Source organism: Serratia sp. CY47280, assembly GCF_052168655.1.
In the GTDB taxonomy this organism is placed as follows: Bacteria; Pseudomonadota; Gammaproteobacteria; order Enterobacterales; family Enterobacteriaceae; genus Serratia; species Serratia bockelmannii.
Genome location: NZ_JBJNMG010000001.1, coordinates 147159 through 171766, shown reverse-complemented (window position 1 = coordinate 171766; position 24608 = coordinate 147159). Strand labels below are relative to the sequence as shown.

General features: G+C 61.2%; 22 protein-coding genes. 9 read left to right on the top strand and 13 right to left on the bottom strand.

Annotated elements, in window-relative coordinates:
- Positions 1-2 precede the first annotated feature (2 nt).
- Entirely contained in the window at positions 3-1388 is a 1386-nt protein-coding gene (locus ACJ8J4_RS00885) for a family 4 glycosyl hydrolase (protein ID WP_197835510.1), read from the top strand.
- 17 nt (positions 1389-1405) lie between these two features.
- On the opposite strand, the gene ACJ8J4_RS00880 is transcribed toward ACJ8J4_RS00885, so the two are convergent.
- A complete protein-coding gene (locus ACJ8J4_RS00880) occupies positions 1406-2116 on the bottom strand; it encodes a MurR/RpiR family transcriptional regulator (RefSeq protein ID WP_049295425.1) in 711 nt (236 codons plus the stop codon).
- A gap of 236 nt (positions 2117-2352) precedes the next feature.
- Between ACJ8J4_RS00880 and potD the strand changes: the two genes are divergently transcribed.
- Positions 2353-3396: a spermidine/putrescine ABC transporter substrate-binding protein PotD gene (potD, locus tag ACJ8J4_RS00875; protein WP_049207158.1), complete on the top strand. Its 1044-nt coding sequence runs from the start codon at positions 2353-2355 to the stop codon at positions 3394-3396.
- Positions 3397-3444: 48 nt separating this feature from the next.
- Here the strand turns inward: potD and cobB are convergent, their stop codons facing one another.
- The 5 genes from cobB to lolC all read right to left on the bottom strand — a co-directional run bounded on the left by cobB (position 3445) and on the right by lolC (position 8490).
- Positions 3445-4281 (bottom strand): Sir2 family NAD+-dependent deacetylase, encoded by an 837-nt coding sequence (gene cobB, locus ACJ8J4_RS00870; RefSeq protein ID WP_016928086.1) that lies wholly within the window; start codon positions 4279-4281, stop codon positions 3445-3447.
- 91 nt (positions 4282-4372) lie between these two features.
- A complete protein-coding gene (gene nagK / locus ACJ8J4_RS00865) occupies positions 4373-5290 on the bottom strand; it encodes an N-acetylglucosamine kinase (RefSeq protein ID WP_043141509.1) in 918 nt (305 codons plus the stop codon).
- A gap of 53 nt (positions 5291-5343) precedes the next feature.
- Entirely contained in the window at positions 5344-6591 is a 1248-nt protein-coding gene (gene lolE / locus ACJ8J4_RS00860; RefSeq protein ID WP_025302503.1) for a lipoprotein-releasing ABC transporter permease subunit LolE, read from the bottom strand.
- Positions 6591-7295 carry a lipoprotein-releasing ABC transporter ATP-binding protein LolD gene (gene lolD, locus ACJ8J4_RS00855; RefSeq protein WP_004941120.1) on the bottom strand — a complete coding sequence of 235 codons (705 nt, stop codon included), beginning with the start codon at positions 7293-7295 and terminating at the stop codon, positions 6591-6593. Before lolD ends, lolE begins: the two co-directional genes overlap by 1 nt.
- Positions 7288-8490 (bottom strand): lipoprotein-releasing ABC transporter permease subunit LolC, encoded by a 1203-nt coding sequence (lolC, locus tag ACJ8J4_RS00850; protein ID WP_004941116.1) that lies wholly within the window; start codon positions 8488-8490, stop codon positions 7288-7290. Before lolC ends, lolD begins: the two co-directional genes overlap by 8 nt.
- A 38-nt stretch (positions 8491-8528) precedes the next feature.
- Here lolC and ACJ8J4_RS00845 point away from each other — a divergent pair, with 38 nt between their 5' ends.
- Together ACJ8J4_RS00845 and mfd are read left to right on the top strand one after the other, a co-directional pair.
- Positions 8529-8789, top strand: a complete 261-nt coding sequence (locus tag ACJ8J4_RS00845) for a hypothetical protein (RefSeq protein WP_016928090.1) — start codon at positions 8529-8531, stop codon at positions 8787-8789.
- Positions 8790-8799: 10 nt separating this feature from the next.
- Entirely contained in the window at positions 8800-12273 is a 3474-nt protein-coding gene (gene mfd / locus ACJ8J4_RS00840; RefSeq protein WP_197835509.1) for a transcription-repair coupling factor, read from the top strand.
- A 32-nt stretch (positions 12274-12305) separates the two neighbouring features.
- Here the strand turns inward: mfd and ACJ8J4_RS00835 are convergent, their stop codons facing one another.
- A complete protein-coding gene (locus ACJ8J4_RS00835) occupies positions 12306-13406 on the bottom strand; it encodes a GGDEF domain-containing protein (RefSeq protein ID WP_043141520.1) in 1101 nt (366 codons plus the stop codon).
- 198 nt (positions 13407-13604) lie between these two features.
- On the opposite strand from ACJ8J4_RS00835, the gene ACJ8J4_RS00830 reads away from it, so the two are divergent.
- Together ACJ8J4_RS00830 and dauA are read left to right on the top strand one after the other, a co-directional pair.
- A complete protein-coding gene (locus tag ACJ8J4_RS00830; protein ID WP_025302499.1) occupies positions 13605-14090 on the top strand; it encodes a heme-degrading domain-containing protein in 486 nt (161 codons plus the stop codon).
- Between the two features lie 232 nt (positions 14091-14322).
- Entirely contained in the window at positions 14323-16011 is a 1689-nt protein-coding gene (gene dauA, locus ACJ8J4_RS00825; protein ID WP_043141525.1) for a C4-dicarboxylic acid transporter DauA, read from the top strand.
- Positions 16012-16057: 46 nt separating this feature from the next.
- Here the strand turns inward: dauA and kdsA are convergent, their stop codons facing one another.
- Genes kdsA through hemA form a run of 6 tightly spaced genes read right to left on the bottom strand, consistent with a single transcriptional unit; the run spans position 16058 to position 21432 of the window.
- Positions 16058-16912, bottom strand: coding sequence for a 3-deoxy-8-phosphooctulonate synthase (kdsA, locus tag ACJ8J4_RS00820; RefSeq protein WP_141997833.1), 855 nt, complete (start codon positions 16910-16912; stop codon positions 16058-16060).
- A gap of 58 nt (positions 16913-16970) precedes the next feature.
- Positions 16971-17780, bottom strand: coding sequence for an invasion regulator SirB1 (sirB1, locus tag ACJ8J4_RS00815; RefSeq protein WP_016928096.1), 810 nt, complete (start codon positions 17778-17780; stop codon positions 16971-16973).
- The gene (locus ACJ8J4_RS00810) at positions 17777-18178 is read right to left on the bottom strand and encodes a SirB2 family protein (RefSeq protein WP_170310367.1); all 402 of its coding nucleotides are present in this window, start codon (positions 18176-18178) and stop codon (positions 17777-17779) included. The genes sirB1 and ACJ8J4_RS00810 overlap by 4 nt, the downstream gene beginning before the upstream one ends.
- Before the next feature lie 41 nt (positions 18179-18219).
- The gene (gene prmC, locus ACJ8J4_RS00805) at positions 18220-19053 is read right to left on the bottom strand and encodes a peptide chain release factor N(5)-glutamine methyltransferase (protein WP_025302495.1); all 834 of its coding nucleotides are present in this window, start codon (positions 19051-19053) and stop codon (positions 18220-18222) included.
- Positions 19053-20138: a peptide chain release factor 1 gene (gene prfA / locus ACJ8J4_RS00800; protein ID WP_016928099.1), complete on the bottom strand. Its 1086-nt coding sequence runs from the start codon at positions 20136-20138 to the stop codon at positions 19053-19055. The genes prmC and prfA overlap by 1 nt, the downstream gene beginning before the upstream one ends.
- Positions 20139-20169: 31 nt before the next feature.
- Positions 20170-21432 (bottom strand): glutamyl-tRNA reductase, encoded by a 1263-nt coding sequence (gene hemA / locus ACJ8J4_RS00795; RefSeq protein WP_025302494.1) that lies wholly within the window; start codon positions 21430-21432, stop codon positions 20170-20172.
- Between the two features lie 467 nt (positions 21433-21899).
- Here hemA and lolB point away from each other — a divergent pair, with 467 nt between their 5' ends.
- From lolB to prs, 3 genes are all read left to right on the top strand, one after another.
- Positions 21900-22523: a lipoprotein insertase outer membrane protein LolB gene (gene lolB, locus ACJ8J4_RS00790; protein WP_025302493.1), complete on the top strand. Its 624-nt coding sequence runs from the start codon at positions 21900-21902 to the stop codon at positions 22521-22523.
- Positions 22520-23386 carry a 4-(cytidine 5'-diphospho)-2-C-methyl-D-erythritol kinase gene (gene ispE, locus ACJ8J4_RS00785; RefSeq protein WP_049207164.1) on the top strand — a complete coding sequence of 289 codons (867 nt, stop codon included), beginning with the start codon at positions 22520-22522 and terminating at the stop codon, positions 23384-23386. The genes lolB and ispE overlap by 4 nt, the downstream gene beginning before the upstream one ends.
- A gap of 174 nt (positions 23387-23560) precedes the next feature.
- Positions 23561-24508 carry a ribose-phosphate diphosphokinase gene (prs, locus tag ACJ8J4_RS00780; protein WP_004941061.1) on the top strand — a complete coding sequence of 316 codons (948 nt, stop codon included), beginning with the start codon at positions 23561-23563 and terminating at the stop codon, positions 24506-24508.
- Positions 24509-24608 lie beyond the last annotated feature (100 nt).

Here is a 24608-nt window from a genome sequence, read left to right as displayed (position 1 = left end):
GAATGAAATTAACCGTTCTCGGCGGCGGCGGCGTGCGTTCCCCGTTCCTCGCCAAATCCATCGCCTATAACGCCCATCGCATCGGCATTACCGAAGTAGTGTTTATGGATACCGATGAGCGCCATCTGGCGATCTACGGCGCCCTCGCGCAGGGCGTATTCCAGCGCATTCGCGGCGACATTGCTTTCAGCCTCAGCAGCGATCCGCGCCAGGCGCTGCAAGACGCCGATTACATCATCACCACCCTGCGCATCGGCGGCGAGGAAGGCCGCATCCATGACGAGCGCATCGCGCTCAATCACCAGTTGCTCGGGCAAGAAACCACCGGCGCCGGCGGCTTCGCCATGGCGATGCGTTCAATTCCGGCGATCCTCGACTATTGCCGCCTGATCGAGCAGCTTTCCTCGCCGGCGGCGGTCTTGTTCAACTTCACCAATCCTTCCGGCATGGTGACCGAGGCGATCATCAAATCCGGCTTCCAGCGCCGGGTCTACGGCATCTGCGACGCCCCCAGCGAGTTTATCCGCGAACTGGCCGAGCTGCTGGACTGCCGCGAAGACCAACTGAGCGTCGACTGCTTCGGCCTCAACCATCTTTCCTGGTTCCGCAATGCGCGCGTCAACGGCGAGCCGGTCACGGAACGGTTGCTGGCGGATCCGCGCCTGTATCGCGATACCTGCATGAAATACTTCTCGCCGGAGCTGGTGGCGCTGTCAGACAATTTGATGCTCAACGAGTATCTCTACTATTACTACTACCGTGAGCAGGCGATCGCCGCCATCGTCGCGGGCGGCGAGACCCGCGGCGAACAAATCGCGGCGATCAACCGCCAAATGCTGTCAGAGTTAGGCGAGCTGGACATCCCCCACCAGTTGGAACACGCCTTCTCTGTCTACTTCAGCCATTATCTGCAGCGCGAAAACTCCTACATGCAGCGCGAGTCCAACCAGGGCAAGGTGAAAAAACGTGAGATGCTGACGCTGCAACAGTTTATCGAGCAGCCGGACAGCGGCGGCTATGCCGGGGTGGCGATCGACATTCTGGAGGCGGTCAACAGCGGCCGGCAAAAACGCGTAGTGGTATCGATGCAAAACCGCGACACGCTCGATTTTCTGCACCCGGAAGACGTGATCGAAATCAGCTGCGAATTGAGCAGCGCCGGGATTCAGCCGGTCAAAATGCGCGATATTCCCGACACCCAGAAAAACCTGATTTCGCAGGTGAAAGAGTACGAACGGCTGGCGGTGGCGGCGATCCTGACCGGCAACCGCCAACTGGCCATCAAGGCGCTGATGGTGCACCCGCTGGTCAACTCCTACTCGCTGGCGAAAACGCTGGTGGAGGAGTACCTGCTGGCCCACCGTCAGTATGCCAGGCACTGGCGCTAAACGGTGCGATGCGGCCGTCAGCGGCCGCGTCGTTCAAACCAGGCGGTGATCACATTCTCGAATCCCAACAGACAGTGGCCGAAAAATGGGTTGGGATAGTAGATATCGTGATCGTATTTTTGCCGATCCTCAAACAGAAAGGTCATATCGGCCTGCTGCGCCAGCGGGCTGTCGCCGTCGCCGCAGAAGGCCGCCAGCAGAATGTGATTACGCTTCACCGCCTCGCTCCAGCTCAGCGCCGAGCCGCTGTTGCCCGACTTTGAAATCACGATCACCATGTCGAAGCGAAAGCGCGTCTCGCGGTCAAGAATGTCGAAATCCGGCCACAGCGACAGGTAACTGTCTACGCCCAGCGTCATAAACTTGTTGTACATATACTGCGCCACCAGCTGTGAAAAACCGCTGCCGTGGATCAGGATCTTGCCGCTGTCGAGCAGATCGAGAAACTGCGCCTGCTGGGCCGGCGGTGCCGCCGACGTAGGGCGTGCCGCCTGGTAGGCCGGCGCCATCGTCAGGTTGAACTTGATGAAATAGACCAGTTCGAGATAGCCGCGAAAGCCCAGCTTTTTAGCCAGCCGCACCAGCGTCGAGGGGGAACTGTAGCAGCGTGCGGACACCGCGCGGATGCCGTCGTCGATGCAGGCGTCCGGGTTGTCGAGAATGCAGTGCAAAATCGTCAGATCCGTCTTGCTGAGCTCCGCCTGGCTGAAGACCTGTTTGAAATTCATCGCCGCCCTCGTTTATTCGCCAAAATTATTGTTTCGCACGCGCTTCACCGCCTGTCCAGCGCGAGACACACAAATTGTGATGCGCTTTAAGCCGCCGAACCCCTTGATTTGCCAACGGGATAACCGCCTTTACCCACCCCGCCCCGGCCCCTATAATGGCCCCTTTCTGGGGTATGGCGCGGCCGAAAACGGCAGCCCATACGGGTTCGGCTCACTACTGCTGAAGGATACGCTGCATGAAAAAGTGGTCACATCTGCTCGCAGCCGGGATGATGGCGCTGAGTTTCTGCTCTGCAAACGCCTCTGACGGCAAGACACTGTACTTCTATAACTGGACTGAATACGTCCCGCCGGGGCTGCTGGAGCAGTTCACCAAGGAAACCGGCATCAAGGTGATCTATTCCACCTATGAATCCAACGAAAGCATGTACGCCAAGCTGAAAACCTACAAAGACGGCGCGTACGATCTGGTGGTGCCTTCCACTTACTTCATCGCCAAGATGAGCAAGGAAGGCATGCTGCAAAAAATCGACAAGAGCAAGCTCAGCCACTTCAAGGATCTCGATCCCACCCTGCTGAACAAGCCGTTCGATCCCAACAACGACTATTCCATTCCTTACATCTGGGGCGCTACTGCTATCGGCGTTAACAGCGACGCGCAAGATCCCTCTACCGTTACCGCCTGGGCCGATCTGTGGCAACCGCAGTACAAGGGCCGCCTGCTGTTGACTGACGACGCACGCGAAGTGTTCCAAATGGCGCTGCTCAAGCTGGGCTATTCCGGTAACACCACCGATCCGAAGGAGATCGAAGCTGCCTACCACGAACTGCAAAAATTGATGCCAAACGTGCTGGCCTTCAACTCCGACAACCCGGGCAACCCGTTTATGGAAGGGGAAGTCAACGTCGGCATGGTGTGGAACGGTTCGGCCTTTGTGGCGCGCCAGGCCGGCACGCCGCTGGAGATCGTCTGGCCGAAGGAAGGCGGGATCTTCTGGATGGACAGCCTGGCCATTCCGGCCAACGCGCGCAACGTCGAAGGGGCGCTGAAGCTGATCGACTTCCTGCTGCGGCCGGAAATCGCGGTGCAGGTGGCGGAGACCATCGGTTACCCGACGCCGAACCTGGCGGCGAAGAAGCTGCTGTCGCCGGAGATCGCCAACGATCCGTCTCTCTACCCGGATAAGACGGTGATTGAGCACGGCGAGTGGCAAAACGACGTCGGCGACGCCAGCACGCTGTACGAAAGCTACTTCCAAAAGTTGAAAGCCGGGCGCTAATACGCCCCGCCATCCCATCAGGGCGCGCAGTGCGCCCTGATGCCTTTCTCAGGGCCTGTCGGCCCGCGCCACCTTGCCCACCAGAAACTTGTGCACAAAACGCGGCACCACTTCACTGGCCAGACCGTAGTGTTTCTCGTCGAACTGGCTTTCCACCTGACTCGGCTCCAGGTTCAGCTCCATCGCATAGGCGCCGCCCAGCCGCGCCTCATGCACGAACCCGGCCGCCGGATAGACGTGGCCGGAAGTGCCGATGGCGACGAAGAAATCGGCCTTGCTCAGCGCCTGGTAGATGTCGTCCATGCCCAGCGGCATCTCGCCGAACCACACCACGTGCGGCCGCAACGGCGCCGGGAACTGGCAGCAATGGCAACGATCGTCGACGCTGAGATCGCCGGGCCATTCGAACACCTGCCCCGACTGGGTGCAGCGCACCTTCAGCAATTCGCCGTGCATATGCAACACCCGCTTGCTGCCGGCGCGCTCATGCAGGTTATCGATGTTTTGCGTGACCAGCAGGAAGTTGTCCCCCAGCCACTCTTCCAGATCCGCCAGCGCGCGGTGCGCGGCGTTCGGGACGATCTCCTCCGTCTGCAGCTGACGGCGGCGTTCGTTATAAAACGCCTGCACCAGCGCCGGATCGCGCTGGAAACCTTCCGGCGTGGCGACGTCCTCCACCCGGTGCTCTTCCCACAGCCCATCCGCGGCGCGGAAGGTGCGAATGCCCGACTCGGCCGAAATGCCGGCCCCGGTCAACACCACCACAAACGGCTTTTTCAGCTCTGCCGCCGCCATGGTGTCACGGTGAAAAATACGTGACCGAAAGCGCTGATGCAGCACATGCTTACTCTTGCGAAACTGACACAGCCGATGGCGAGTGTGCATTAACTCTCTCCTTACTTTTCCCTGTTTACCCTTCTTACTGGACGTTGCGGCGTTGTTGGCTGCATATATTCACGCCTGGCCGCAACGCCCATTACGTTGGGCGAGCCAAATTGAGAAACGCTGCGCCGCGCACGCCGCCGGCGTCGCCATAGCGCGCTTTCTCGATGCGCGGTAGCCGGGCCACCCGCAGCAGGTGAGCCGGCAGCCGCTGCGGCAACGCCTGATAAATGGCGTCGAAGTTCGACAACCCGCCGCCGATCACCACCAAATGCGGATCCAGCACCGTCAGCAGGTTGCCCAGGCAGATCGCCAGCACGTCCATAAAGCGGTCGACGTGGGCCACCGCCTGCGGCTCACCCGCCTGATAATGCGCAATGATCTCGGTGGCAGGCAAGCGCCGGCCATAGAAATGGGCGTACATCCATTCGAAACCGCGGCCCGATATGTAATTTTCGATGCAACCCTGATGGCCGCACCCGCAGGCAACGCGAGGCACATCACGCCCCAGCACCTCGAGCGCGTCCACCGGCAGGCGCAAATGGCCGAACTCGCCGGCGATATAGTTGCGCCCAGGCACCGTCTTGCCGTCGACGATCAGGCCGCCGCCTACGCCGGTGCCGAGGATGATGCCCAGCACCGTCGGGTAGCGGCGGAACTCGTCGTCCCAGGCTTCCGACAGCGCAAAGCAGTTGGCGTCGTTATCGACCCGCACCTCGCGCCCGATCAGCGCCGCCAGATCGCGCGGCAGCGGACGCCCCATCGCCGCCGGCACGTTGGCGGTAAACAGCGTGCCGTCATCGTCGTTGGGCAGGCCCGGAATACCGATGCCGACGCTGCCGCGCCGGCCGCAAAACGCATCCGCCTCCAGGGTCAGATCGCACAGCGTGGCCAGCAGTTGCCGATAATCGTCGCGCGGCGTCGGCACCCGCTTTTGCCAAATGCGCCGCAGGTTGTCGTCGAACACTCCCAGCTCAATCTTGGTGCCGCCCATATCGAAACCGTAGTACATAACCCATCCCCAGGCTAAAAAAACGGGGCGGCATCGCTGCCTCCCCGTGGGTTTTATTGTCCGCTCAGCACCCGCGCCGGATCGATGCGGCTGGCGCGCCTCGCCGGATACCAACTGGCCAGCAGGCTCAGCACGATGGCGGTCGCCAGCACGATCAGCACATCCAGCCAGTGCAGCTCGGAAGGCAGGAAGTCGATGAAGTAGATATCGCCCGACAGGAAGGAATGGCCGACCAGCTTCTCGATGCCCCGGATGATGTTGGTCAGCTGCAGCGAGGCGATCACCCCGATCACCACGCCGCTCAGGCTGCCCAGCAGCCCGGCCAGCAGCCCGTACCAGATGAAGATGGCGCGGATAAAACCGTCTTTGGCGCCCAGGGTGCGCAGCACCGCGATATCGGCGCTTTTGTCTTTCACCGCCATCACCAGCGTGGAGACAATGTTGAAGCAGGCTACGCCGATCACCAGCACCATCGCCAGGTACATGATGGCGCGGATCATCTGGATGTCGCGATACATATAGCCGTACTTGCCGATCCAGCTTTTGATGTAGATATAAGAATTGGTCACTTCGCCGGCGTCGCGCACCAGTTTGTTGGCGGCGAACACGTCGTTCATCTTGAGGGCGATGCCCGTGACGCTGTCACCCATGTCGAGATACTGCTGCGCATCGGCCAGCGGCACCAGCGCCAGGCTGTGATCGAGCTGGCCGCTGAGCTGCAAAATGCCGGTCACATGCAGGCGAATGCGCTTCGGCTGCAGCAGCTTCATTTCCGGGTCGCTGTTGGGGATCATCACCGTGACATAGGCGCCCTGCTTGACGCCCAGCGCGTCGGCCACGCCCTTGCCGAGGATCACCTGCTGCTCGCCGGGCTTGAAGTTGGCCCAGGCGTCGCCCTGCACATACTGCGGCAGCGCGCTCAGCCGGCTCTCCTGCTGCGGATCAACGCCTTTGACTTCCACCGCGCGCAGCTGCGCGCCGTTTTCCATCAGGCCGGTAAAGTTGATGTACGGCGCAGCGGCCACAATGCCCGGCACCTTTTCCACCCGTTGCAGAATCGACGGCCAGCCGCTGAACGGCTGATTGACCGGTTCGAGTTCGCCATGCGGCACCACCGCCAGAATGCGGTTCTTCAGCTCGCGCTCAAAGCCGTTCATCGCGCTCAGGCCGACGATCAGCACCGCCACCCCCAACGCAATGCCAATGGTGGAGATAACCGAGATCAGCGACACCATGCCGCCGCGTTTACGGCCGCGGCTGAAACGCAGGGCCGTCAGGAAGGACAGTGAGGCTCCCGCCATTACTCGGCCCCCATCAGGGTCAGCTGCGCCTGCAGGTGGCCGTCGGCCATTTCCAGCTGGCGGCTCAGACGCTTGGCCAGCTGCAGATCGTGCGTCACCACCAGGAACGCGGTGCCCTGACGCACGTTCAGCTCGCCCAGCAGATCGAAGATGCTGTCCGCAGTGCGTTTATCCAGGTTACCGGTCGGTTCGTCCGCCAGCACCAGCGCCGGGTTGTTGACCAGCGCGCGGGCGATCGCTACGCGCTGACGCTCGCCGCCGGAAAGCTCGGACGGACGGTGTTTGCTGCGCTTTTCCAGCCCGACCGCCGCCAGCATCTCCCGCGCTTTCTCCTGCGCCTGCGCCGGTTTGGCGCCGCCGATCAGCAGCGGCATGGCGGCGTTTTCCAGCGCGGTGAAGTCCGGCAACAGGTGGTGGAACTGATAGATGAAGCCCAACTGGCGGTTGCGCAGCTCAGCCTTGGCCGCCGAAGACATGGCGTTCAGCGATTCGCCCTTGAAAATCACCTCGCCGGAGGTCGGTGAGTCCAACCCGCCCAGCAGGTGCAACAGGGTGCTCTTGCCGGAACCCGAGCTGCCGACGATCGCCATCATTTCGCCCTGCTGCATAGCAAAGCTGACGTTGCGCAGCACGTCGGTGTGCAGGTTGCCTTCCTGATAGGTCTTGCACAGGTTGTCACACTGCAACAAAAGATGGTTACTCATAACGTAAAGCCTCAGCGGGTTGTACGGCGGCAGCGCGCCATGAAGGATAAAGCGTGGACAATAGGGAAACCGCCATCGCCACCACGGCGATGATCGTCACCTGCAGCGGATCGACCGCCACCGGCAGCGAAGCGCCGTCGATCAAGGCGCCGAGGATCGGCATCAGGTTATTCAGGTTGGTGGCCAGCAGCACGCCGAGCAGCGTGCCGAGCAGCGAACCGATGATGCCGGCGCTGGCGCCCTGCACCATGAATACCGACATGATCTGGCGGCGGGTCAGCCCCTGGGTCTGCAGAATGGCAACTTCGCCCTGCTTCTCCATCACCAGCAGGCCGAGCGACGTAATGATGTTAAACGCCGCCACCGCCACGATCAGGCTGAGCAGCAGCCCCATCATGTTCTTCTCCATGCGCACCGCCTGGAACAGCTCGCCCTTGCGATCGCGCCAGTCTTTCCAGACGGTGCCCGCCGGCAGCGCCTGTTGGCTGAGGGTATCGACCGTCAGCGGCTGTTGCAGGAACAGGCGCCAGCCGGTGATGTTGCCGGCCGGGTAACGCATCAGGCGCGAGGCATCCTGTTGGTTGACCAACAGCTGATAGCCGTCCACCTCGCTATTGGCATGGAAGGTGCCGATGAGGGTGAACAGGCGCTGGCTGGGGATGCGGCCCATCGGTGTGAACTGGCTGGCGCTCGGCACCATCACGCGCAGCGAATCGCCGCGCTTGACGCCCAGTTGTCCCGCCAGCTGTTCGCCGATGATGATGTTGTATTGGCCCGGCTGCAGCTGTTGCTGCTTGACGTTGACCAGATAGGGGGTTAGCGGATCGGCCTCGTCGGGATTGACGCCAAGCATCACCCCAACCGCCACGCTGCGGGCGCTTTGCAGCACCACGTCACCGGTGGTCAGCGGCGCAACGCGCGTGACGCCCTGCAGCTTCTGCACCTCGGAGGCCGGCAGCTGCTGCGGGTTGACCGATCCCTGTGGACTGGTGACCAACGCCTGCGGCATCAGGCCGAGGATGTTGTTCTCCAGATCCTTTTCGAAACCGTTCATCACCGACAGCACGGTGACCAACGCCATCACCCCCAGCGTAATGCCGATGGTGGAAAGCCAGGAAACAAACCGCCCGAAGCGGTCTGAGGCTCGCCCGCGCATGTAGCGCAGGCCAATGAATAACGCGACAGGTTGATACATGAAATCCGTTTGATAGCCGTGGCTTAAGCAAAGTGATCATGGATAATAAAGGCTCTCCCTCGTTTAGGGAACACCCGACGGCCTTTTATTGCGTGGCGGCGAAGAGGGAGACGGCGGCAGCTTCGCGCGTTATTTATCCTCAGCCGCAAAAAACAGACGGCATTAACCGGTTAAATAACCGGCAGAAAATTGATGAGCAGCGCTTTTTGCTGTGTCAGTTTGCCGGCCGCTGGGCTACTATAAACAGCATAAAGGCGCTGGGTTATCCGTGCCGGGACGCCATCCAACACATTGATTAAAGATACCTGAATGAGCACTTCCGATAGCCGTAACCGTTCTTCATCCCCTCGTTATTCTCTGCCCGATCGCACGGGCGATCTGCGCCAACTGGGGCAACTGACCGGCGCGGCCTGTGCCGTGGAATGCGCCGAGATCGTAGAACGCCACCCTGGCCCGGTGATGCTGATCGCGCCGGATATGCAAAACGCCCTGCGGCTGCGCGACGAGATCCAGCAGTTCACTGACCAGATGGTGACCACGCTGTCCGACTGGGAAACCCTGCCGTACGACAGCTTCTCGCCGCACCAGGAAATCATCTCAGATCGTTTGTCGAGCCTGTATCACCTGCCGACCATGGCGCGCGGCGTGATCATTCTGCCGGTCAACACCCTGATGCAGCGCGTCTGCCCGCACGAATTCCTGCACGGCCACGCGCTGGTGATGAAGAAAGGCCAGCGCCTGTCGCGCGACAAGCTGCGCGCGCAGTTGGAACAGGCCGGCTACCGCAGCGTCGATCAGGTGATGGAGCACGGCGAATTCGCCACCCGCGGCGCGCTGCTCGATCTTTACACGATGGGCAGCGATGAGCCTTACCGCATCGACTTTTTCGATGACGAAATCGACAGTCTGCGTATCTTCGACGTCGATACCCAGCGCACGCTGAGCGAAGTCGAGGCCATCAATCTGTTGCCGGCCCACGAGTTCCCCACCGACAAGAACGCCATCGAGCTGTTCCGCAGCCAGTGGCGCGAGCAGTTTGAGGTGCGTCGCGACGCCGAACACATCTATCAGCAGGTCAGCAAAAGCGCCTGGCCCGCCGGTATCGAATACTGGCAGCCGCTGTTCTTCAGCCAGCCGCTGCCGTCGCTGTTCAGCTACCTGCCAGGCAATACGCTGATCGTCAACACCGGCGATCTGGAGGGCGCCGCCGAGCGCTTCTGGCAAGACGTCAATCAGCGTTACGAAAGCCGCCGCGTCGATCCGATGCGCCCGCTGTTGGCGCCGGATACGCTGTGGCTGCGCGTTGACGCGCTGTTCGGCGAGCTGAAGGCCTGGCCGCGCATCGCGCTGAAAACCGATGAGCTGCCGGCCAAGGCCGGCAATACCAATCTGGACTACCATACCCTGCCCGATCTGGCGGTGCAGGCGCAGCATAAATCCCCGCTGGATAATCTGCGGCGCTTTATCGAAGGCTTCGACGGCAGCGTGATTTTCTCCGTCGAGAGCGAGGGGCGGCGTGAAACGCTGCAGGATCTGCTCGGCCGCATCAAGCTGGCGCCGGCGCTGATTCAGCGCCTCGAACAGGCGGAAACGGCGGGCCGTTACATGATGGTCGGCGCCGCCGAACACGGCTTCCTCGACGGCCTGCGCCGGCGGGCGCTGATCTGCGAAAGCGATCTGCTCGGCGAGCGCGTCAGCCGCCGCCGGCAGGACAACCGGCGCACCATCAACACCGATACCCTGATCCGCAACCTGGCGGAGCTGCATCCCGGCCAGCCGGTGGTGCACCTGGAACACGGCGTCGGCCGCTACGTCGGCCTGACCACGCTGGAGGCCGGCGGCATCAAGGCCGAGTACCTGATCCTCTCCTACGCCGGTGAGGACAAGCTGTACGTGCCGGTGTCATCGCTGCATCTGATCAGCCGCTACGCCGGCGGCGCGGACGAAAACGCCCCGCTGCACAAACTGGGCGGCGACGCCTGGACGCGCGCGCGGCAGAAAGCCGCCGAGCGGGTGCGCGACGTGGCGGCCGAGCTGCTGGATATTTACGCCCAGCGCGCCGCCAAGGCCGGTTTCGCCTTCAAACACAACCGCGAGCAGTACCAGCTGTTCTGCCAGAGCTTCCCGTTCGAAACCACGCCGGATCAGGAACAGGCGATCAACGCGGTGCTGAGCGACATGTGCCAGCCGCTGGCGATGGACCGCCTGGTGTGCGGCGACGTCGGCTTCGGCAAAACCGAAGTGGCGATGCGCGCCGCCTTCCTGGCGGTGGAAAACGGCAAGCAGGTGGCGGTGCTGGTGCCGACGACGCTGCTGGCGCAGCAGCACTTCGACAACTTCCGCGATCGCTTCGCCACCTGGCCGATCCGCATCGAGATGATGTCGCGCTTCCGCAGCGCCAAAGAGCAGCAACAGGTGCTGGACGACGCGGCCGAAGGCAAAGTGGACATCATCATCGGCACCCACAAACTGCTGCAGAGCGATCTGCACTGGAAGGATTTGGGGTTGCTGATCGTCGATGAAGAGCACCGCTTTGGCGTGCGCCACAAGGAGCGCATCAAGGCGATGCGCGCCGATGTCGATATCCTGACGCTGACCGCCACGCCAATCCCGCGGACGCTGAACATGGCGATGAGCGGCATGCGCGATCTGTCGATCATCGCCACTCCGCCGGCGCGCCGCTTGGCGGTGAAGACCTTCGTGCGCGAATACGACAGCCTGGTGGTGCGCGAGGCGATCCTGCGCGAAGTGCTGCGTGGCGGCCAGGTTTACTACCTTTACAACGACGTGGAAAACATCGAGAAAGCGGCGCAGCGCCTGGCTGAGCTGGTGCCTGAAGCGCGCATCGCCATCGGCCACGGCCAGATGCGTGAACGCGATCTGGAGCGGGTGATGAACGATTTCCACCACCAGCGCTTCAACGTGCTGGTGTGCACCACCATCATCGAAACCGGCATCGATATCCCCAGCGCCAACACCATCATCATCGAGCGGGCCGATCGCTTCGGCCTGGCGCAGCTGCATCAATTGCGCGGCCGCGTCGGGCGGTCGCACCACCAGGCTTACGCCTATCTGCTGACGCCAAACCCGAAAGCCATGGGCACCGACGCCCATAAACGGCTCGAGGCCATCGCGTCGCTGGAAGATCTCGGCGCCGGGTTCGCGCTGGCAACCCACGATCTGGAGATCCGCGGCGCCGGTGAACTGCTGGGTGAAGACCAGAGCGGCCAAATGACCACCGTCGGTTTCTCGCTCTATATGGAACTGCTGGAAAGCGCCGTCGACGCGTTGAAAAACGGTCGCGAACCGTCGTTGGAAGATCTCACCAGCAGCCAGACCGAGGTAGAACTGCGCATGCCGACGCTGCTGCCGGAAGACTTCATTCCCGACGTCAATACCCGTCTGTCACTGTATAAGCGTATCGCCAGCGCGAAGAACGACGGTGAGCTTGACGAGTTGAAGGTCGAACTGATCGACCGCTTCGGCCAGCTGCCGGATGCGGCGCGCAACCTGTTGCAATGCGCGGCGCTGCGCCTGCATGCGCAGAGGCTGGGGATCAAACGCATCGAGAGCAACGAGCGCGGCGGCTTTATCGAGTTCGGCGACAACAACCGCGTTGACCCGGGTTATCTGATCGGCCTGTTGCAGGGCAATCCGCAGGTTTACCGCCTGGACGGCCCGAGTAAGCTGAAGTTCACGCTCGATCTGGCCGATCGCCAGAAACGCCTGACGTTCACCGAAGAGCTGCTGAACGCCTTCCGCGAACACACGCTGGCGGCCTAAGGCAACGCCCCCGTCGCTACAACGGGGGCGGCTTATCCGCGCGGAAAACCGGCGCCCAGCGGCGCCAGCTGCATCACGCGGCTGGTCACCACCCGGTTTTTGCCGCTGCGCTTCGCCTCGTACAACGCTTCGTCGGTCATGGCGATCGCCTTGTCCAACGTCATGCCGGGCAGATACAGCGACACGCCGATGGACATCGTGATGTGCGCTTCGTCGTGTGCATTCAGCAAGAACGTCGAACTTTCCACCGCGCTGCGAATGCGCTCCGCCACCCCGCCGATGACCTGCGGATCGTAGCTGGCGGTGATCACCATAAACTCCTCGCCACCGTAGCGCCCGACGAAGTCCTCGTTACGCACGCTGTTTTGCAGCAGCCGACCGACGCTGGCCAGCAGCACGTCACCGGCCGGATGACCGTAGGTATCGTTGATGCTTTTAAAGTTATCCAAATCGAGGATCATCAACCCGCACGGGCGACGCTCGGCACGCTGCAGCATCAGCTGATAATCGACACTGGCGCGGTTGTTGATGTGGGTCACACTGTCGGTCGTGGCACGCGCACGCATCGCGAAATAGGCGTAGATGTGGCGCTCTTTGAAATTCAGCGCATGATAGCAAATCGCCAGACAGAGCGCGGAGACCGCCTGGTACAGCAACACATCCGGCCACAGCCCGCTCATGTCCACCAGCAGCCACACCACCGCGATGCGATACAGCGCGATAATGCCGATCGTCAGGTAAAACGTCCGGTGGGATTTTTTCAGCCACACCTGCGACAGCAGCAGCGGCGCGATGATCGAGGCGATGAACAGGTTATCGACGGTGAAACCGCCGGTCAGCGCCATGGCGAACAGAAAACTCACCAGTCCGCTGACGCCGCCGCCGAAGAACGTCACCAGTATCATCGGGATCATCGCAAAGCTGTAATGTACCTTATCGGTCAACACCAGCCGATCCTGACTCAAATACAGCACCGCCACCCCGGCCAGCAGGCCGAACACGACGCGCTTCCACAGTGCGGAACGGTAGGAAAACGGGGCATTCTTGCTGAGAACGAAATAGCTTACCGACAGCGTGGCATAGGTGATGCAAGCGTCGCTGTAAAGGGTGGAAATGGACGCAATGTAAGTCATAAATAGTCAGCGCGCTCCTCGGGATCGCCAGGGGTAATGTAAAGACGTTGAATAACGCATCCCTGTCGTCTCCGCTTCGGCGGCGGCCATTTTACACAGTCTATTAATAGAGTAGCAGTTCTATCTTATCGCCAAGCCGTCTATCTCACGATGCTCGCTTCAGGCTACTCTGTCCTTTGTATATCGGGGGAGAAACGCATGAATATCGACGATGAACTGCAGGCGCTCAGCGAACAGGAAGCGACGCTGGCCTTTACCCATTTTGACGCCACCACCGCCTGGGAGCTGGGCGCGGCGCTGAAAACCGCCGCCGAGCGACGCGGCCTGAGCATCGCCATCGAAATCCAACTGGCCGGGCAGACGCTGTTTTATTACGCCATGCCGGGCGCCACGCCGGACATCGCCGACTGGGTGCGGCGCAAGCGCAATCTGGTGAACCATTTTCACAAAAGTTCTTACGCCATCGGCCTGCGTCTGCAGCAGCGGCAAACGTCGCTGGAGGAGCGTTACGGGCTAAGCGTGCGCGACTATTCGGTGCACGGCGGCGCCTTCCCGCTCACCCTGACCGGCCTCGGCTGCGTCGGCAGCATCAGCATTTCCGGCGCGCCGCAGAAGGAAGATCACCAGCTGTTGGTAAGCACTTTAGCCCACTTTCTCGGCTTATCCCTACCCGCTCTGCACTAACCGCCAAAACCTTGATTATTCCTTTCTTTTTCAGCCGCAGAATCTGCGGCTTACTTACCTCTTAACGGCATTTAGCGCCGGATAAAACGACGACTCTCTGATTTCCTGTGCCAAATTGACGCAGGTCTGGTAATCCGCTGAACAAAAGGCGTATGGTATCTGTCACGTGACAAGACGGACCTCATCGGGCCCGCCATTCCTTTCACTTTTGAAGATTTGGTACGCACCGTAGATGAAAACGCATGAAATAAACAAAATTCGCCCCTTCAGCGCGCTGATAGATGCCTGCTGGCGGGAACCTTATAGCCTGGCGCGGTTGCTGAAAGACGCCATCGCCGGGGTGACGGTCGGTATTATCGCCATTCCGCTGGCGATGGCGCTGGCGATCGCCAGCGGCGTGCCGCCGCAGTACGGCCTGTATACCGCCGCCATCGCCGGCATCGTCATCGCCGTCAGCGGCGGTTCGCGCTACAGCGTCTCCGGCCCCACCGCCGCCTTCGTGGTGATCCTCTATCCGGTCTCGCAGCAGTTTGGCCTGGCCGGCTTGCTGGTCGCCACGCTGATCTCCGGGGTATTTCTGCTGCTGATGGGGCTGGCGCGCTTTGGCCGGCTGATCGAATACATTCCGCTGCCGGTGACGCTGGGCTTTACCTCCGGCATTGCCATCACCATCGCCACCATGCAGATCAAGGACTTTTTCGGCCTGCAGCTGGCGCACACGCCGGAAAATTACGTTGGCAAGCTGTACGCCCTGCTGCAGGCGCTGCCAACGCTGGATCTCGGCGATACCCTGATCGGCGCCGTGACGCTGCTGATCCTGATCTTCTGGCCCAAGCTCGGCCTGCGGGTGCCCGGCCACCTGCCGGCGCTGCTGGCGGGCACCGCGCTGATGGGGCTGCTGACGCTGTTTGACCACCCGGTGGCGACCATCGGCTCGCGCTTCAGCTACCTGCTGGCCGATGGCAGCAGCGGCCAGGGCATTCCGCCGATCCTGCCGCAGCTGCTGCTGCCCTGGGATCTGCCGGGCGGCGGCGGGCAGCCGTTCACCCTGAGCTGGCAAACCGTTTCCGCCCTGTTGCCGGCGGCATTTTCGATGGCAATGCTCGGCGCGATCGAGTCGCTGCTGTGCGCAGTGGTGCTCGACGGCATGACCGGTAAGAAACATAACTCGAACAGCGAATTGATCGGCCAAGGCGCGGGCAACATCATCGCGCCGTTCTTCGGCGGCATCACCGCGACCGCCGCAATTGCCCGTTCAGCGGCCAACGTGCGCGCCGGTGCCACCTCACCGGTATCCGCCATCATCCACGCGCTGCTGGTGCTGTTGGCGCTGCTGGTGCTGGCGCCGTGGCTCTCTTATCTGCCGCTGGCGGCGATGGCGGCGCTGCTGTTGATGGTCGCCTGGAACATGAGTGAGGCCCACAAGGTGGTTTACCTGCTGCGCCGGGCGCCGAAGGACGACATTCTGGTACTGCTGCTGTGCATGTCGCTGACGGTGCTGTTCGACATGGTGATCGCCATTACCGTGGGCATCGTGTTGGCGTCGCTGCTGTTTATGCGCCGCATCGCCCGCATGACGCGGCTAAGCGAACTGAGCGCCGATGACGGCCGCCTGGTGCTGCGAGTGAATGGCCCGCTGTTCTTCGCCGCCGCCGAGCGCATCTTTACCGAACTGCTGACGCGCAGCGAAAGTTATCGCACGATCGTGCTGCAATGGGATGCGGTGCCGGTACTCGACGCCGGCGGTCTGAGCGCCCTGCGACGCTTTATCGACGTGTTGCCGGCGGACAAGAAACTGGTGATCACCGACGTGCCGTTCCAGCCGCTGAAAACCCTGGCGCGTGCGCGGGTGCAGCCGATCGAGGGCCGCTTGCAGTTCTATCCGACCCTGCCGGAAGCGCTGGCGGCCACCGGCGCCTAAACGTAAAAAAGCCCGACGAGTCGGGCTTTTTTATGGCGACGAGCGCTTAGTTGCTGGTATCCAGCTCCGGGAAGCTCTTCACCAGGTCGTCGATGGCTTTCATCTGCGCCAGGAACGGCTCCAGCTTGTCCAACGGCAGCGCGGAAGGACCGTCGCACTTGGCGTTTTTCGGATCCGGGTGCGCTTCGAGGAACAGGCCGGCCAGGCCAACTGCCATACCGGCGCGCGCCAACTCGGCCACCTGAGCGCGGCGGCCGCCGGACGCGGCGCCGAACGGGTCGCGAGTCTGCAGCGCGTGAGTCACGTCGAAGATCACCGGATGGCCGCCGGTCACGTTCTTCATCACGTTGATGCCCAGCATGTCGACCACCAGGTTGTCATAGCCAAAGTTGCTGCCGCGATCGCACAGGATCACCTGGTCGTTGCCGCCTTCTTTGAACTTGTCGACGATGTTGCCCATCTGCCCCGGGCTGACGAACTGCGGTTTCTTGACGTTGATTACCGCGCCGGTTTTCGCCATCGCTTCCACCAGATCGGTCTGACGCGCCAGGAAGGCCGGCAGTTGGATCACGTCAACCACTTCGGAAACCGGCTGCGCCTGCGCCACTTCATGCACGTCGGTGATGATTTTCACGCCGAAGGTTTTCTTCAGCTCTTCGAAGATCTTCATCCCTTCTTCCAGGCCCGGACCGCGGTACGAGTGGATGGAAGAACGGTTGGCTTTGTCGAAAGAGGCTTTAAATACGTAAGGAATGCCCAGTTTTTGCGTCACGGTGACGTAGTGCTCGCAGATGCTCATCGCCAGATCGCGCGATTCCAGCACGTTCATACCGCCAAACAGCACAAACGGCAGGTCGTTTGCTACGTCGATATCGCCAATGCTAACCACTTTCTGTTTCATGCTTTCGCCTTTGTTAAGGTTGTAACCGTCCCCTTGCAAACTGCACGGAGTCATTGAATTAATGCAGCGTCACCTGTTTCGGCTCAATCGAGTGGATCTGTACTTTGATCACTTCGCTGACCGGGTCTTCAGGACACTGCTCGACAAAATAGTTGAGATCGGAAATCGCGATGTGGTTGCACTCCAGCTGGGCATAAATCAGCCCGCGGTCGCGGATCTCGTAAGGATCTTCCGGATCGAAGCACAGCACCGTTTCGCTGGTGCGCAGCGCCATTTCCAACTGCTTTTCTTCCATCAGGGCGGCCTTCAGCGTATCCAACATCTTGCGCACCACCATGATGTTCTCCGACTCGTCGAGGTCGTCGTCTTCCAGTTCGGCGCCCAGCCCCAGGTTGCCCTTGATCCACACTTCCAGCTGGTGCTCGCTCAGGGTTTCGCCGTTCAGCGGGTTGATCAGCCACAGCTCTTCGTCCAGCCAATCGGCGCGCAGGATCAGCTGAGTGGGGAAAATCACCGGCAACAGAGGCAGATCCAGCGCGTTGGCGATGTGCAGGAAAATGGTGCCTAGCGAGACCGGCGTGCCCTGCCGCCCTTCCAGCACCTTGTCCAGCCAGATGGCGTCCGACAGGCGGTAAACGCCGCTGGCGCCGCCGAATCCCCAGGTTTTGTAGAACAGTTCGATGAGCGCATCCAGTTGCTGCTCCTGAGTGATATCGACCGGCACCGCCGCACGCGCTTCATCCACCAGCTGTTGCAGCTTGCGCTCCACGTCGGCAGCGGGAAAATCGCGCCGCACCGACTGCGACACCAGGATCACCCCTTCGCTCAGCGGCGAGGTGTTAAATTCAAAATCAGCAATGCTACTCATAGGTATCCCATCAGAAACGGTATTTTCGTCGTGGCAAGTTTAATTATCAGATACAGACAGCCCAACGCCAGCACGAACGCCACGGTTCGCAGCCGCTGACTTTTGGTCTTCTTGCCCAATGCGACGTAGCCAAGCAGGATATAGATAATAACGCCAAACAGCTTCTCGGTCAGCCATGAGTCCATACCCAGCAGCGGATAAAACCCGAACGTCACCACCAGCGCGATGCCGCTGACGAACAGCAGCGTGTCGTTCAGGTGCGGCGCTACCTTGACCCAGCGGCGCCCCATGATCGGCGAGCGGCGCCACTGCCAAAAGAAACGCAGCACAAACAAGGTAATACTGATGGCGACCGTCAGCAAATGGAAATGTTTCAACGCAGTGTATGCAGTCATGATGCTCCCTTAAATGGCCCGGGCGTCGTTATTATGAGTGGCGCTTATCCCGGCCATTGGCCGAGCGTCACGCGGTCGTTGTCGCCGTAATCACGGTGGGTGGCGACAGCGGAAAATCCGGCGGCCTGCAGCAGCGCGCGCACGCTCTCGCCCTGCTGCCAACCATGTTCCAACAGCAGCCAGCCCTGCGGCTGCAAATAATGCGGCGCCTGGCGCACGATGGCGGCCAGATCCGCCAGCCCGTGCTCGGCGGCAACCAGCGCGCTACCGGGTTCAAAGCGCACGTCGCCCTGCGACAAATGCGGATCGGCGGCGTCGATATAGGGCGGATTGCTGGCGATCAGCGCGAAGCGTTGCCCCGCCACCGGCGCAAACCAGCTGCCCTGTAGAAATCGGACGTTGTCGATCTTCAGCTTGTGCGCATTGTGCTGCGCCAGCGCAACCGCCTCCGGCTGCACATCGATGCCGATAGCCGAACAATCCGGGCGCTCACTGGCCAGCGCCAGCGCGATGGCGCCGGTGCCGGTGCCGAGATCGAGGAAATGGCAGGGTTGCGGCGGCAGGCGCGCCAGCGCCAGTTCCACCAGGCATTCGGTATCCGGGCGTGGGATCAGCGTCGCCGGCGAGACCGACAGCGGCAGCGACCAAAACTCGCGCTCGCCCACCAGATAGGCCACCGGCTCACCGCGTTCGCGGCGCGCCAGCAGCGTCTCCAGCTGCTGTTGCTGCGGCGGCGTCAGCAGGGTTTCCCCGAACGCCATCAGGAAGGTTCTGGCCTTGCCGGTCACGAAACCCAACAGGATTTCCGCGTCGCGCCGGGCGCTGTCGCTGTGGGTCAAACGCGCGGCGGCGGCTTTCAGCCAGTATTGATAATCCATCACTCTTGCTCGGCGGACAGCGCAGCCAGCTGATCGGCCTGATACTCCTGCACGATCGGCTGGATCAGCATGTCCAGTTTGCCTTCCATCACTTCGTCCAGACGGTAGAGCGTCAGGTTGATGCGGTGGTCGGTTACCCGCCCCTGCGGGAAGTTGTAGGTGCGGTTGCGGTCGGAACGATCGCCGCTGCCCAGCAGGTTGCGGCGAGTGGACGCCTCGGCCTGCTGGCGCTTGGCCATCTCGGCGGCGCGAATGCGCGCGCCCAGCACCGACATCGCCTTGGCTTTGTTTTTGTGCTGCGAACGTTCGTCCTGGCACTCCACCACGATGCCGGTCGGCAGGTGGGTGATGCGGATCGCCGAGTCGGTGGTGTTAACGTGCTGGCCGCCGGCGCCGGAGGAGCGGAAGGTGTCGATTTTCAGATCGCCCGGGTTGATGTCCGGCAACTCGGCTTCCGGCACTTCCGGCATCACCGCCACGGTACAGGCGGAGGTGTGGATGCGCCCCTGGGATTCGGTTTCCGGCACGCGCTGCACGCGGTGCCCGCCGGATTCAAACTTCAGCTGACCGTACACGCCGTCGCCGGAAACTTTGGCAATCACTTCTTTGAAACCGCCGTGTTCGCCTTCGTTGGCGCTCATCACCTCGACACGCCAGCGGCGGCTTTCCGCATAGCGGCTGTACATGCGGAACAGATCGCCGGCAAAGATCGCCGCCTCATCGCCGCCGGTGCCGGCGCGCACTTCGAGGAAGCAGCTGCGCTCGTCATCCGGATCTTTCGGCAGCAGCAACACCTGCAGCTGCTGCTCCAGCGCTTCACTGGTCGCCCGCGCCTGTTTCAGCTCTTCCTGCGCCATCTCGCGCATTTCCGGATCGTCCAGCATCATTTCCGCCGTCTCCAGATCCTCCTGCACCTGACGCCATTCCAGGAAGCAGCGGCTGACGTCGGTCAGCTGCGCGTATTCTCGCGACAGCGCGCGGAACCGGTCTTGCTCGGCGATGACGCCGGCATCGCCGAGCAGCGCCTGCACTTCTTCATGGCGCTCTTGTAACGCTTCCAGTTTGGCAACAATAGAAGGCTTCATGCGTGGTAATAAACCCTGTTAATAGAGAAAACTAATGCTGATCCAGCCCGAGGCTGTCGCGTAATAACTGCAACCGCTCCACGTCGCCGTCGCCGGCGGCCTGCTGGAGGGATTTGGTAGGGGCATGAATAAGACGGTTGGTCAGTTTATGGGCCAGCTCGTGAATAACCTGCTCCACGTTGGCGCCCTGCGCGATGGCGGCCAGCGCTTTGGCCTCCATTTCCGCGCGAATTTGGTCAGCCTGCGAACGGTAGTCGCGGATGGTTTCCACCGCGCCCTGCGAACGCAGCCAGGCCATGAAGTTGATGCTTTCCTGCTGCACGATCGACTCCGCCTGCACCGCCGCCGCTTTGCGCTGCGCCAGGTTGCTTTGAATGATGGCGTGCAGATCGTCCACGCTGTACAGATAAGCGTTGGCCAGTTTGCCGACTTCCGGCTCGATATCGCGCGGTACGGCGATATCCACCAGCAGCATCGGCTGGTTGCGGCGCGCCTTCAGCGCGCGCTCCACCATCCCCTTACCGATGATCGGCAGCGGGCTGGCGGTGGAGCTGATGATGATGTCGGCGTCCGCCAGGCGTTCGTCGATCTCCGGCAGGGTGATCACTTCTGCGCCCACCTCGTCCGCCAGCAGCTGCGCGCGCTCGCGGGTGCGGTTGGCGATGATCATGTGCCGCACTTTGTGTTCGCGCAGGTGGCGCGCCACCAGCTCGATGGTTTCACCGGCGCCCACCAGCAAGACGTTGAGATCGGCCAGCGATTCGAAGATCTGCCGCGCTAGGGTACAGGCAGCAAACGCTACGGAGACCGCGCTGGCGCCGATTTCGGTTTCGGTGCGCACGCGCTTGGCGACGGAGAAGGATTTCTGGAACAGACGCTCCAACTCGCCGGACAGCGACTGGCCGCGTTGCGACTCGGCGAAGGCCTTTTTCACCTGGCCGAGGATCTGCGGTTCGCCCAATACCAGTGAGTCCAACCCGCTGGCCACCCGCATCAGATGGCTGACCGCGTCGTTGCCCTGATGCCAGTACAGGCTTTTCTTCACCTCTTCCGGGCGCAGGTTGTGATATGCGCACAGCCAGGCGACCAGCTGCTCGTGCATGTGTTCCTGTTGCTCTACGCTGAGGTACAGCTCGGTGCGGTTGCAGGTGGACAACACGACACCGCCCTGCACCAACGGTTGTTGGAGCAAGCTGGTCAGCGCCTCATCGATGGACTCTGGCGAGAAGGTCACCCTTTCACGCAGAGAAACCGGAGCGGTTTTGTGATTTATACCTAACGCCAGCAGGGTCATTGCTTCGAGTAATACTTATCTTGGTACGGGTTCTCGTTGAACGGCATTCTACTTGATGCGCGGGATCAATAAAAGTAACAACCGCATCTTCCGTTCAATCGCTGTCATAGATGACATCAATTAATGAATAAGCAATAAATACAGCGGGATAAATAGTCATAGGCTAGGTTGATTGCTTAAATTTTAGCGCAGTTTGCGATAACGCGCACGCTATTCGGCGTACGCAACGGCGGCGTTTGCGCAACTCCGGCACCGCTTATCGGGCGCGCCTCCCCGCCTTCAGGCGATTGTGTTACGCTTAATGGCGACCCCGACGCGCGTACCGGGTTGGCATTGCGCCGGCAAAAGCGGAAAGATTCAACGCGATGCAGCAAAAAATTGACGCGCCGCCGCCGCCCCGTTAGCGTGAGCGCTGAATCCGGGTTTCGTCGCGCATGCCCGCAAGGACAAAAGGACAAGAGAAAGTTATGCCAATACGCAAAGTTAGTTTGCTCCGTCTGATCCCGCTGGCCAGCCTGGTGCTGGCCGCCTGTACCACCACCAAGCCGACCGGCCCGGCCACCAGCCCGACTTCACCGCAGTGGCGCGCCCATGAGCAGGCAGTGCAACAGCTCAGCACCTATCAGACCCGCGGCTCCTTCGCCTACTTGTCTGATCAGAAAAAAGTCTACGCCCGCTTCTTCTGGCAGCAGTTCTCGCCGGAGCGCTACCGCCTGCTGCTGACCAACCCGCTGGGCAGCACGGAAATGGATCTCAACGTGCAGAAAAACGTGGTGCAGCTGACCGACAACCAGGGCAAACGCTACGTCAGCGACAACCCGGAAGAGATGATCCGCAAGCTGACCGGCATGGCGATCCCGCTGAACAACCTGCGCCAGTGGATGCTCGGCCTGCCGGGCGAAGCCAGCGATTTTGCGCTGGATGACCAATATCGCCTGAGCAAGCTGACCTACCAGCAAGGCGGCCAGACCTGGAAAGTGGATTACCAGGGCTACAGCAACGAGGTGCAGCCGACGCTGCCGAACCGCCTGGAGCTGCAGCAGGGCGACCAGCGCATCAAGCTGAAGATGGATAACTGGACGCTCAAATGATCCGCCAGTGGCCCTCCCCCGCGAAACTCAACCTGTTTTTGTACATCACCGGCCGTCGTGAAGACGGCTATCACCTGCTGCAGACGCTGTTCCAGTTTCTGGACTACGGCGATACCCTGACCATCGACCCTCGCCAGGACGACCGCATTCATCTGCTGACGCCGGTCGACGGCGTTCCAGACGAGCAGAACCTGATCGTGCGCGCCGCCCGCCTGCTGCAGCGCTATTGCGATGAACGCGGCCTGCAAACCGCGCCGCGCGGCGCCGACATCAGCATCGACAAGCGCCTGCCGATGGGCGGCGGTTTGGGCGGCGGTTCCTCCAACGCCGCCACCGTGCTGGTGGCGCTGAACGAACTGTGGCGCTGCGGTCTTGGCGACGACCAACTGGCAGCGCTGGGGCTCAGCCTCGGCGCCGACGTGCCGGTGTTCGTGCGCGGCCACGCCGCCTTCGCCGAAGGCATCGGCGAGCGCCTGCAGCCGGCCGAGCCGCAGGAAAAATGGTATCTGGTGGCGCATCCTGGCGTCGGCATCCCGACGCCGGTTATCTTCGGCGACCCCGAATTAAAAAGAAACACCCCGGTTCGCTCCTTAAGTGAGCTGTTGCAGGCGCCGTACGCAAATGATTGCGAACCGATCGCAAGAAAACGTTTTCGCGAGGTTGAACAGCTTCTTTCATGGCTGTTAGAATACGCCCCGTCACGCCTGACTGGCACAGGTGCTTGTGTGTTTGCTGAATTCGACACAGAAATCGCCGCCCGTCAGGTGTTAAATCAAGCCCCGGAGTGGTTGTGTGGTTTTGTAGCGCGCGGCGTTAACGTCTCCCCACTACATCGCATTCGTTCCGGGCGGTTTGAGTCGTAGCTCAACGTTTCGCTGCGCAGGGTCATGCACACCTGGCCCTGTTATCCCTGCGCTGCCTGCGGTCTCAATTTTAGTTTTACATACCCGTATGTATATTGCGCCGGCGTCGCCAACTGCCCCTTGGCGATGTCGTATGACAATATCTTCTCTGGACGCAAGCCTGAGGTTCTTCTCGTGCCTGATATGAAGCTTTTTGCTGGTAACGCCACCCCGGAACTAGCACAACGTATTGCCAACCGTTTGTACACCAGCCTTGGTGACGCCGCTGTAGGTCGTTTTAGCGACGGCGAAGTGAGCGTGCAAATCAACGAAAATGTACGCGGCGGTGATATTTTCATCATCCAGTCCACCTGTGCCCCGACCAACGACAACCTGATGGAACTGGTTGTGATGGTCGACGCCCTGCGTCGCGCCTCCGCAGGTCGTATTACCGCCGTTATCCCTTACTTCGGCTATGCCCGCCAGGATCGCCGCGTGCGTTCCGCGCGTGTACCCATCACCGCCAAGGTGGTTGCCGATTTCCTCTCCAGCGTAGGGGTTGACCGCGTTCTGACGGTGGATCTGCATGCTGAGCAGATTCAAGGCTTCTTCGACGTACCGGTAGACAACGTGTTCGGCAGCCCGATCCTGCTGGAAGACATGCTGCAGCAGAACCTGGAAAACCCGATCGTGGTTTCCCCGGACATCGGCGGCGTAGTGCGTGCTCGCGCCATCGCCAAACTGCTGAACGACACCGACATGGCCATCATCGACAAACGCCGCCCGCGCGCGAACGTTTCTCAGGTGATGCACATCATCGGTGACGTGGCAGGCCGCGACTGCGTGCTGGTCGACGACATGATCGACACCGGCGGTACCTTGTGTAAAGCGGCTGAAGCGTTGAAAGAACGCGGTGCCAAGCGCGTATTCGCCTACGCGACGCACCCGATCTTCTCCGGCAACGCCGTGGACAACATCAAGAACTCGGTGATTGATGAAGTGATCGTCTGCGATACCATTCCGCTGTCGCCGGAAATCAAGGCACTGAAAAACGTTCGCACTCTGACCCTGTCCGGCATGCTGGCTGAAGCCATCCGCCGCATCAGCAACGAAGAGTCGATCTCTGCGATGTTCGAGCATTGATTCGTCGTCTTTCCGGTGCGGCGCCCACCATGCCGGAAAGATAGCGAGCCCGACAGCAGAAAAAGAAAAACCCGTTGGTGCGTGAGCAACAACGGGTTTT

Coding starts and splice junctions, on each gene's coding strand:
- lolD (WP_004941120.1), bottom strand. CDS start 7,295: ATGAGTAACCATCTTTTGTTGCAGTGTGACAACCTGTGCAAGACCTAT.
- ACJ8J4_RS00830 (WP_025302499.1), top strand. CDS start 13,605: ATGAATATCGACGATGAACTGCAGGCGCTCAGCGAACAGGAAGCGACG.
- lolC (WP_004941116.1), bottom strand. CDS start 8,490: ATGTATCAACCTGTCGCGTTATTCATTGGCCTGCGCTACATGCGCGGG.
- mfd (WP_197835509.1), top strand. CDS start 8,800: ATGAGCACTTCCGATAGCCGTAACCGTTCTTCATCCCCTCGTTATTCT.
- sirB1 (WP_016928096.1), bottom strand. CDS start 17,780: ATGAGTAGCATTGCTGATTTTGAATTTAACACCTCGCCGCTGAGCGAA.
- ACJ8J4_RS00845 (WP_016928090.1), top strand. CDS start 8,529: ATGGATAATAAAGGCTCTCCCTCGTTTAGGGAACACCCGACGGCCTTT.
- ACJ8J4_RS00880 (WP_049295425.1), bottom strand. CDS start 2,116: ATGAATTTCAAACAGGTCTTCAGCCAGGCGGAGCTCAGCAAGACGGAT.
- ACJ8J4_RS00835 (WP_043141520.1), bottom strand. CDS start 13,406: ATGACTTACATTGCGTCCATTTCCACCCTTTACAGCGACGCTTGCATC.
- lolE (WP_025302503.1), bottom strand. CDS start 6,591: ATGGCGGGAGCCTCACTGTCCTTCCTGACGGCCCTGCGTTTCAGCCGC.
- ispE (WP_049207164.1), top strand. CDS start 22,520: ATGATCCGCCAGTGGCCCTCCCCCGCGAAACTCAACCTGTTTTTGTAC.
- prfA (WP_016928099.1), bottom strand. CDS start 20,138: ATGAAGCCTTCTATTGTTGCCAAACTGGAAGCGTTACAAGAGCGCCAT.
- hemA (WP_025302494.1), bottom strand. CDS start 21,432: ATGACCCTGCTGGCGTTAGGTATAAATCACAAAACCGCTCCGGTTTCT.
- potD (WP_049207158.1), top strand. CDS start 2,353: ATGAAAAAGTGGTCACATCTGCTCGCAGCCGGGATGATGGCGCTGAGT.
- ACJ8J4_RS00885 (WP_197835510.1), top strand. CDS start 3: ATGAAATTAACCGTTCTCGGCGGCGGCGGCGTGCGTTCCCCGTTCCTC.
- nagK (WP_043141509.1), bottom strand. CDS start 5,290: ATGTACTACGGTTTCGATATGGGCGGCACCAAGATTGAGCTGGGAGTG.
- cobB (WP_016928086.1), bottom strand. CDS start 4,281: ATGCACACTCGCCATCGGCTGTGTCAGTTTCGCAAGAGTAAGCATGTG.
- lolB (WP_025302493.1), top strand. CDS start 21,900: ATGCCAATACGCAAAGTTAGTTTGCTCCGTCTGATCCCGCTGGCCAGC.
- prmC (WP_025302495.1), bottom strand. CDS start 19,053: ATGGATTATCAATACTGGCTGAAAGCCGCCGCCGCGCGTTTGACCCAC.
- kdsA (WP_141997833.1), bottom strand. CDS start 16,912: ATGAAACAGAAAGTGGTTAGCATTGGCGATATCGACGTAGCAAACGAC.
- dauA (WP_043141525.1), top strand. CDS start 14,323: ATGAAAACGCATGAAATAAACAAAATTCGCCCCTTCAGCGCGCTGATA.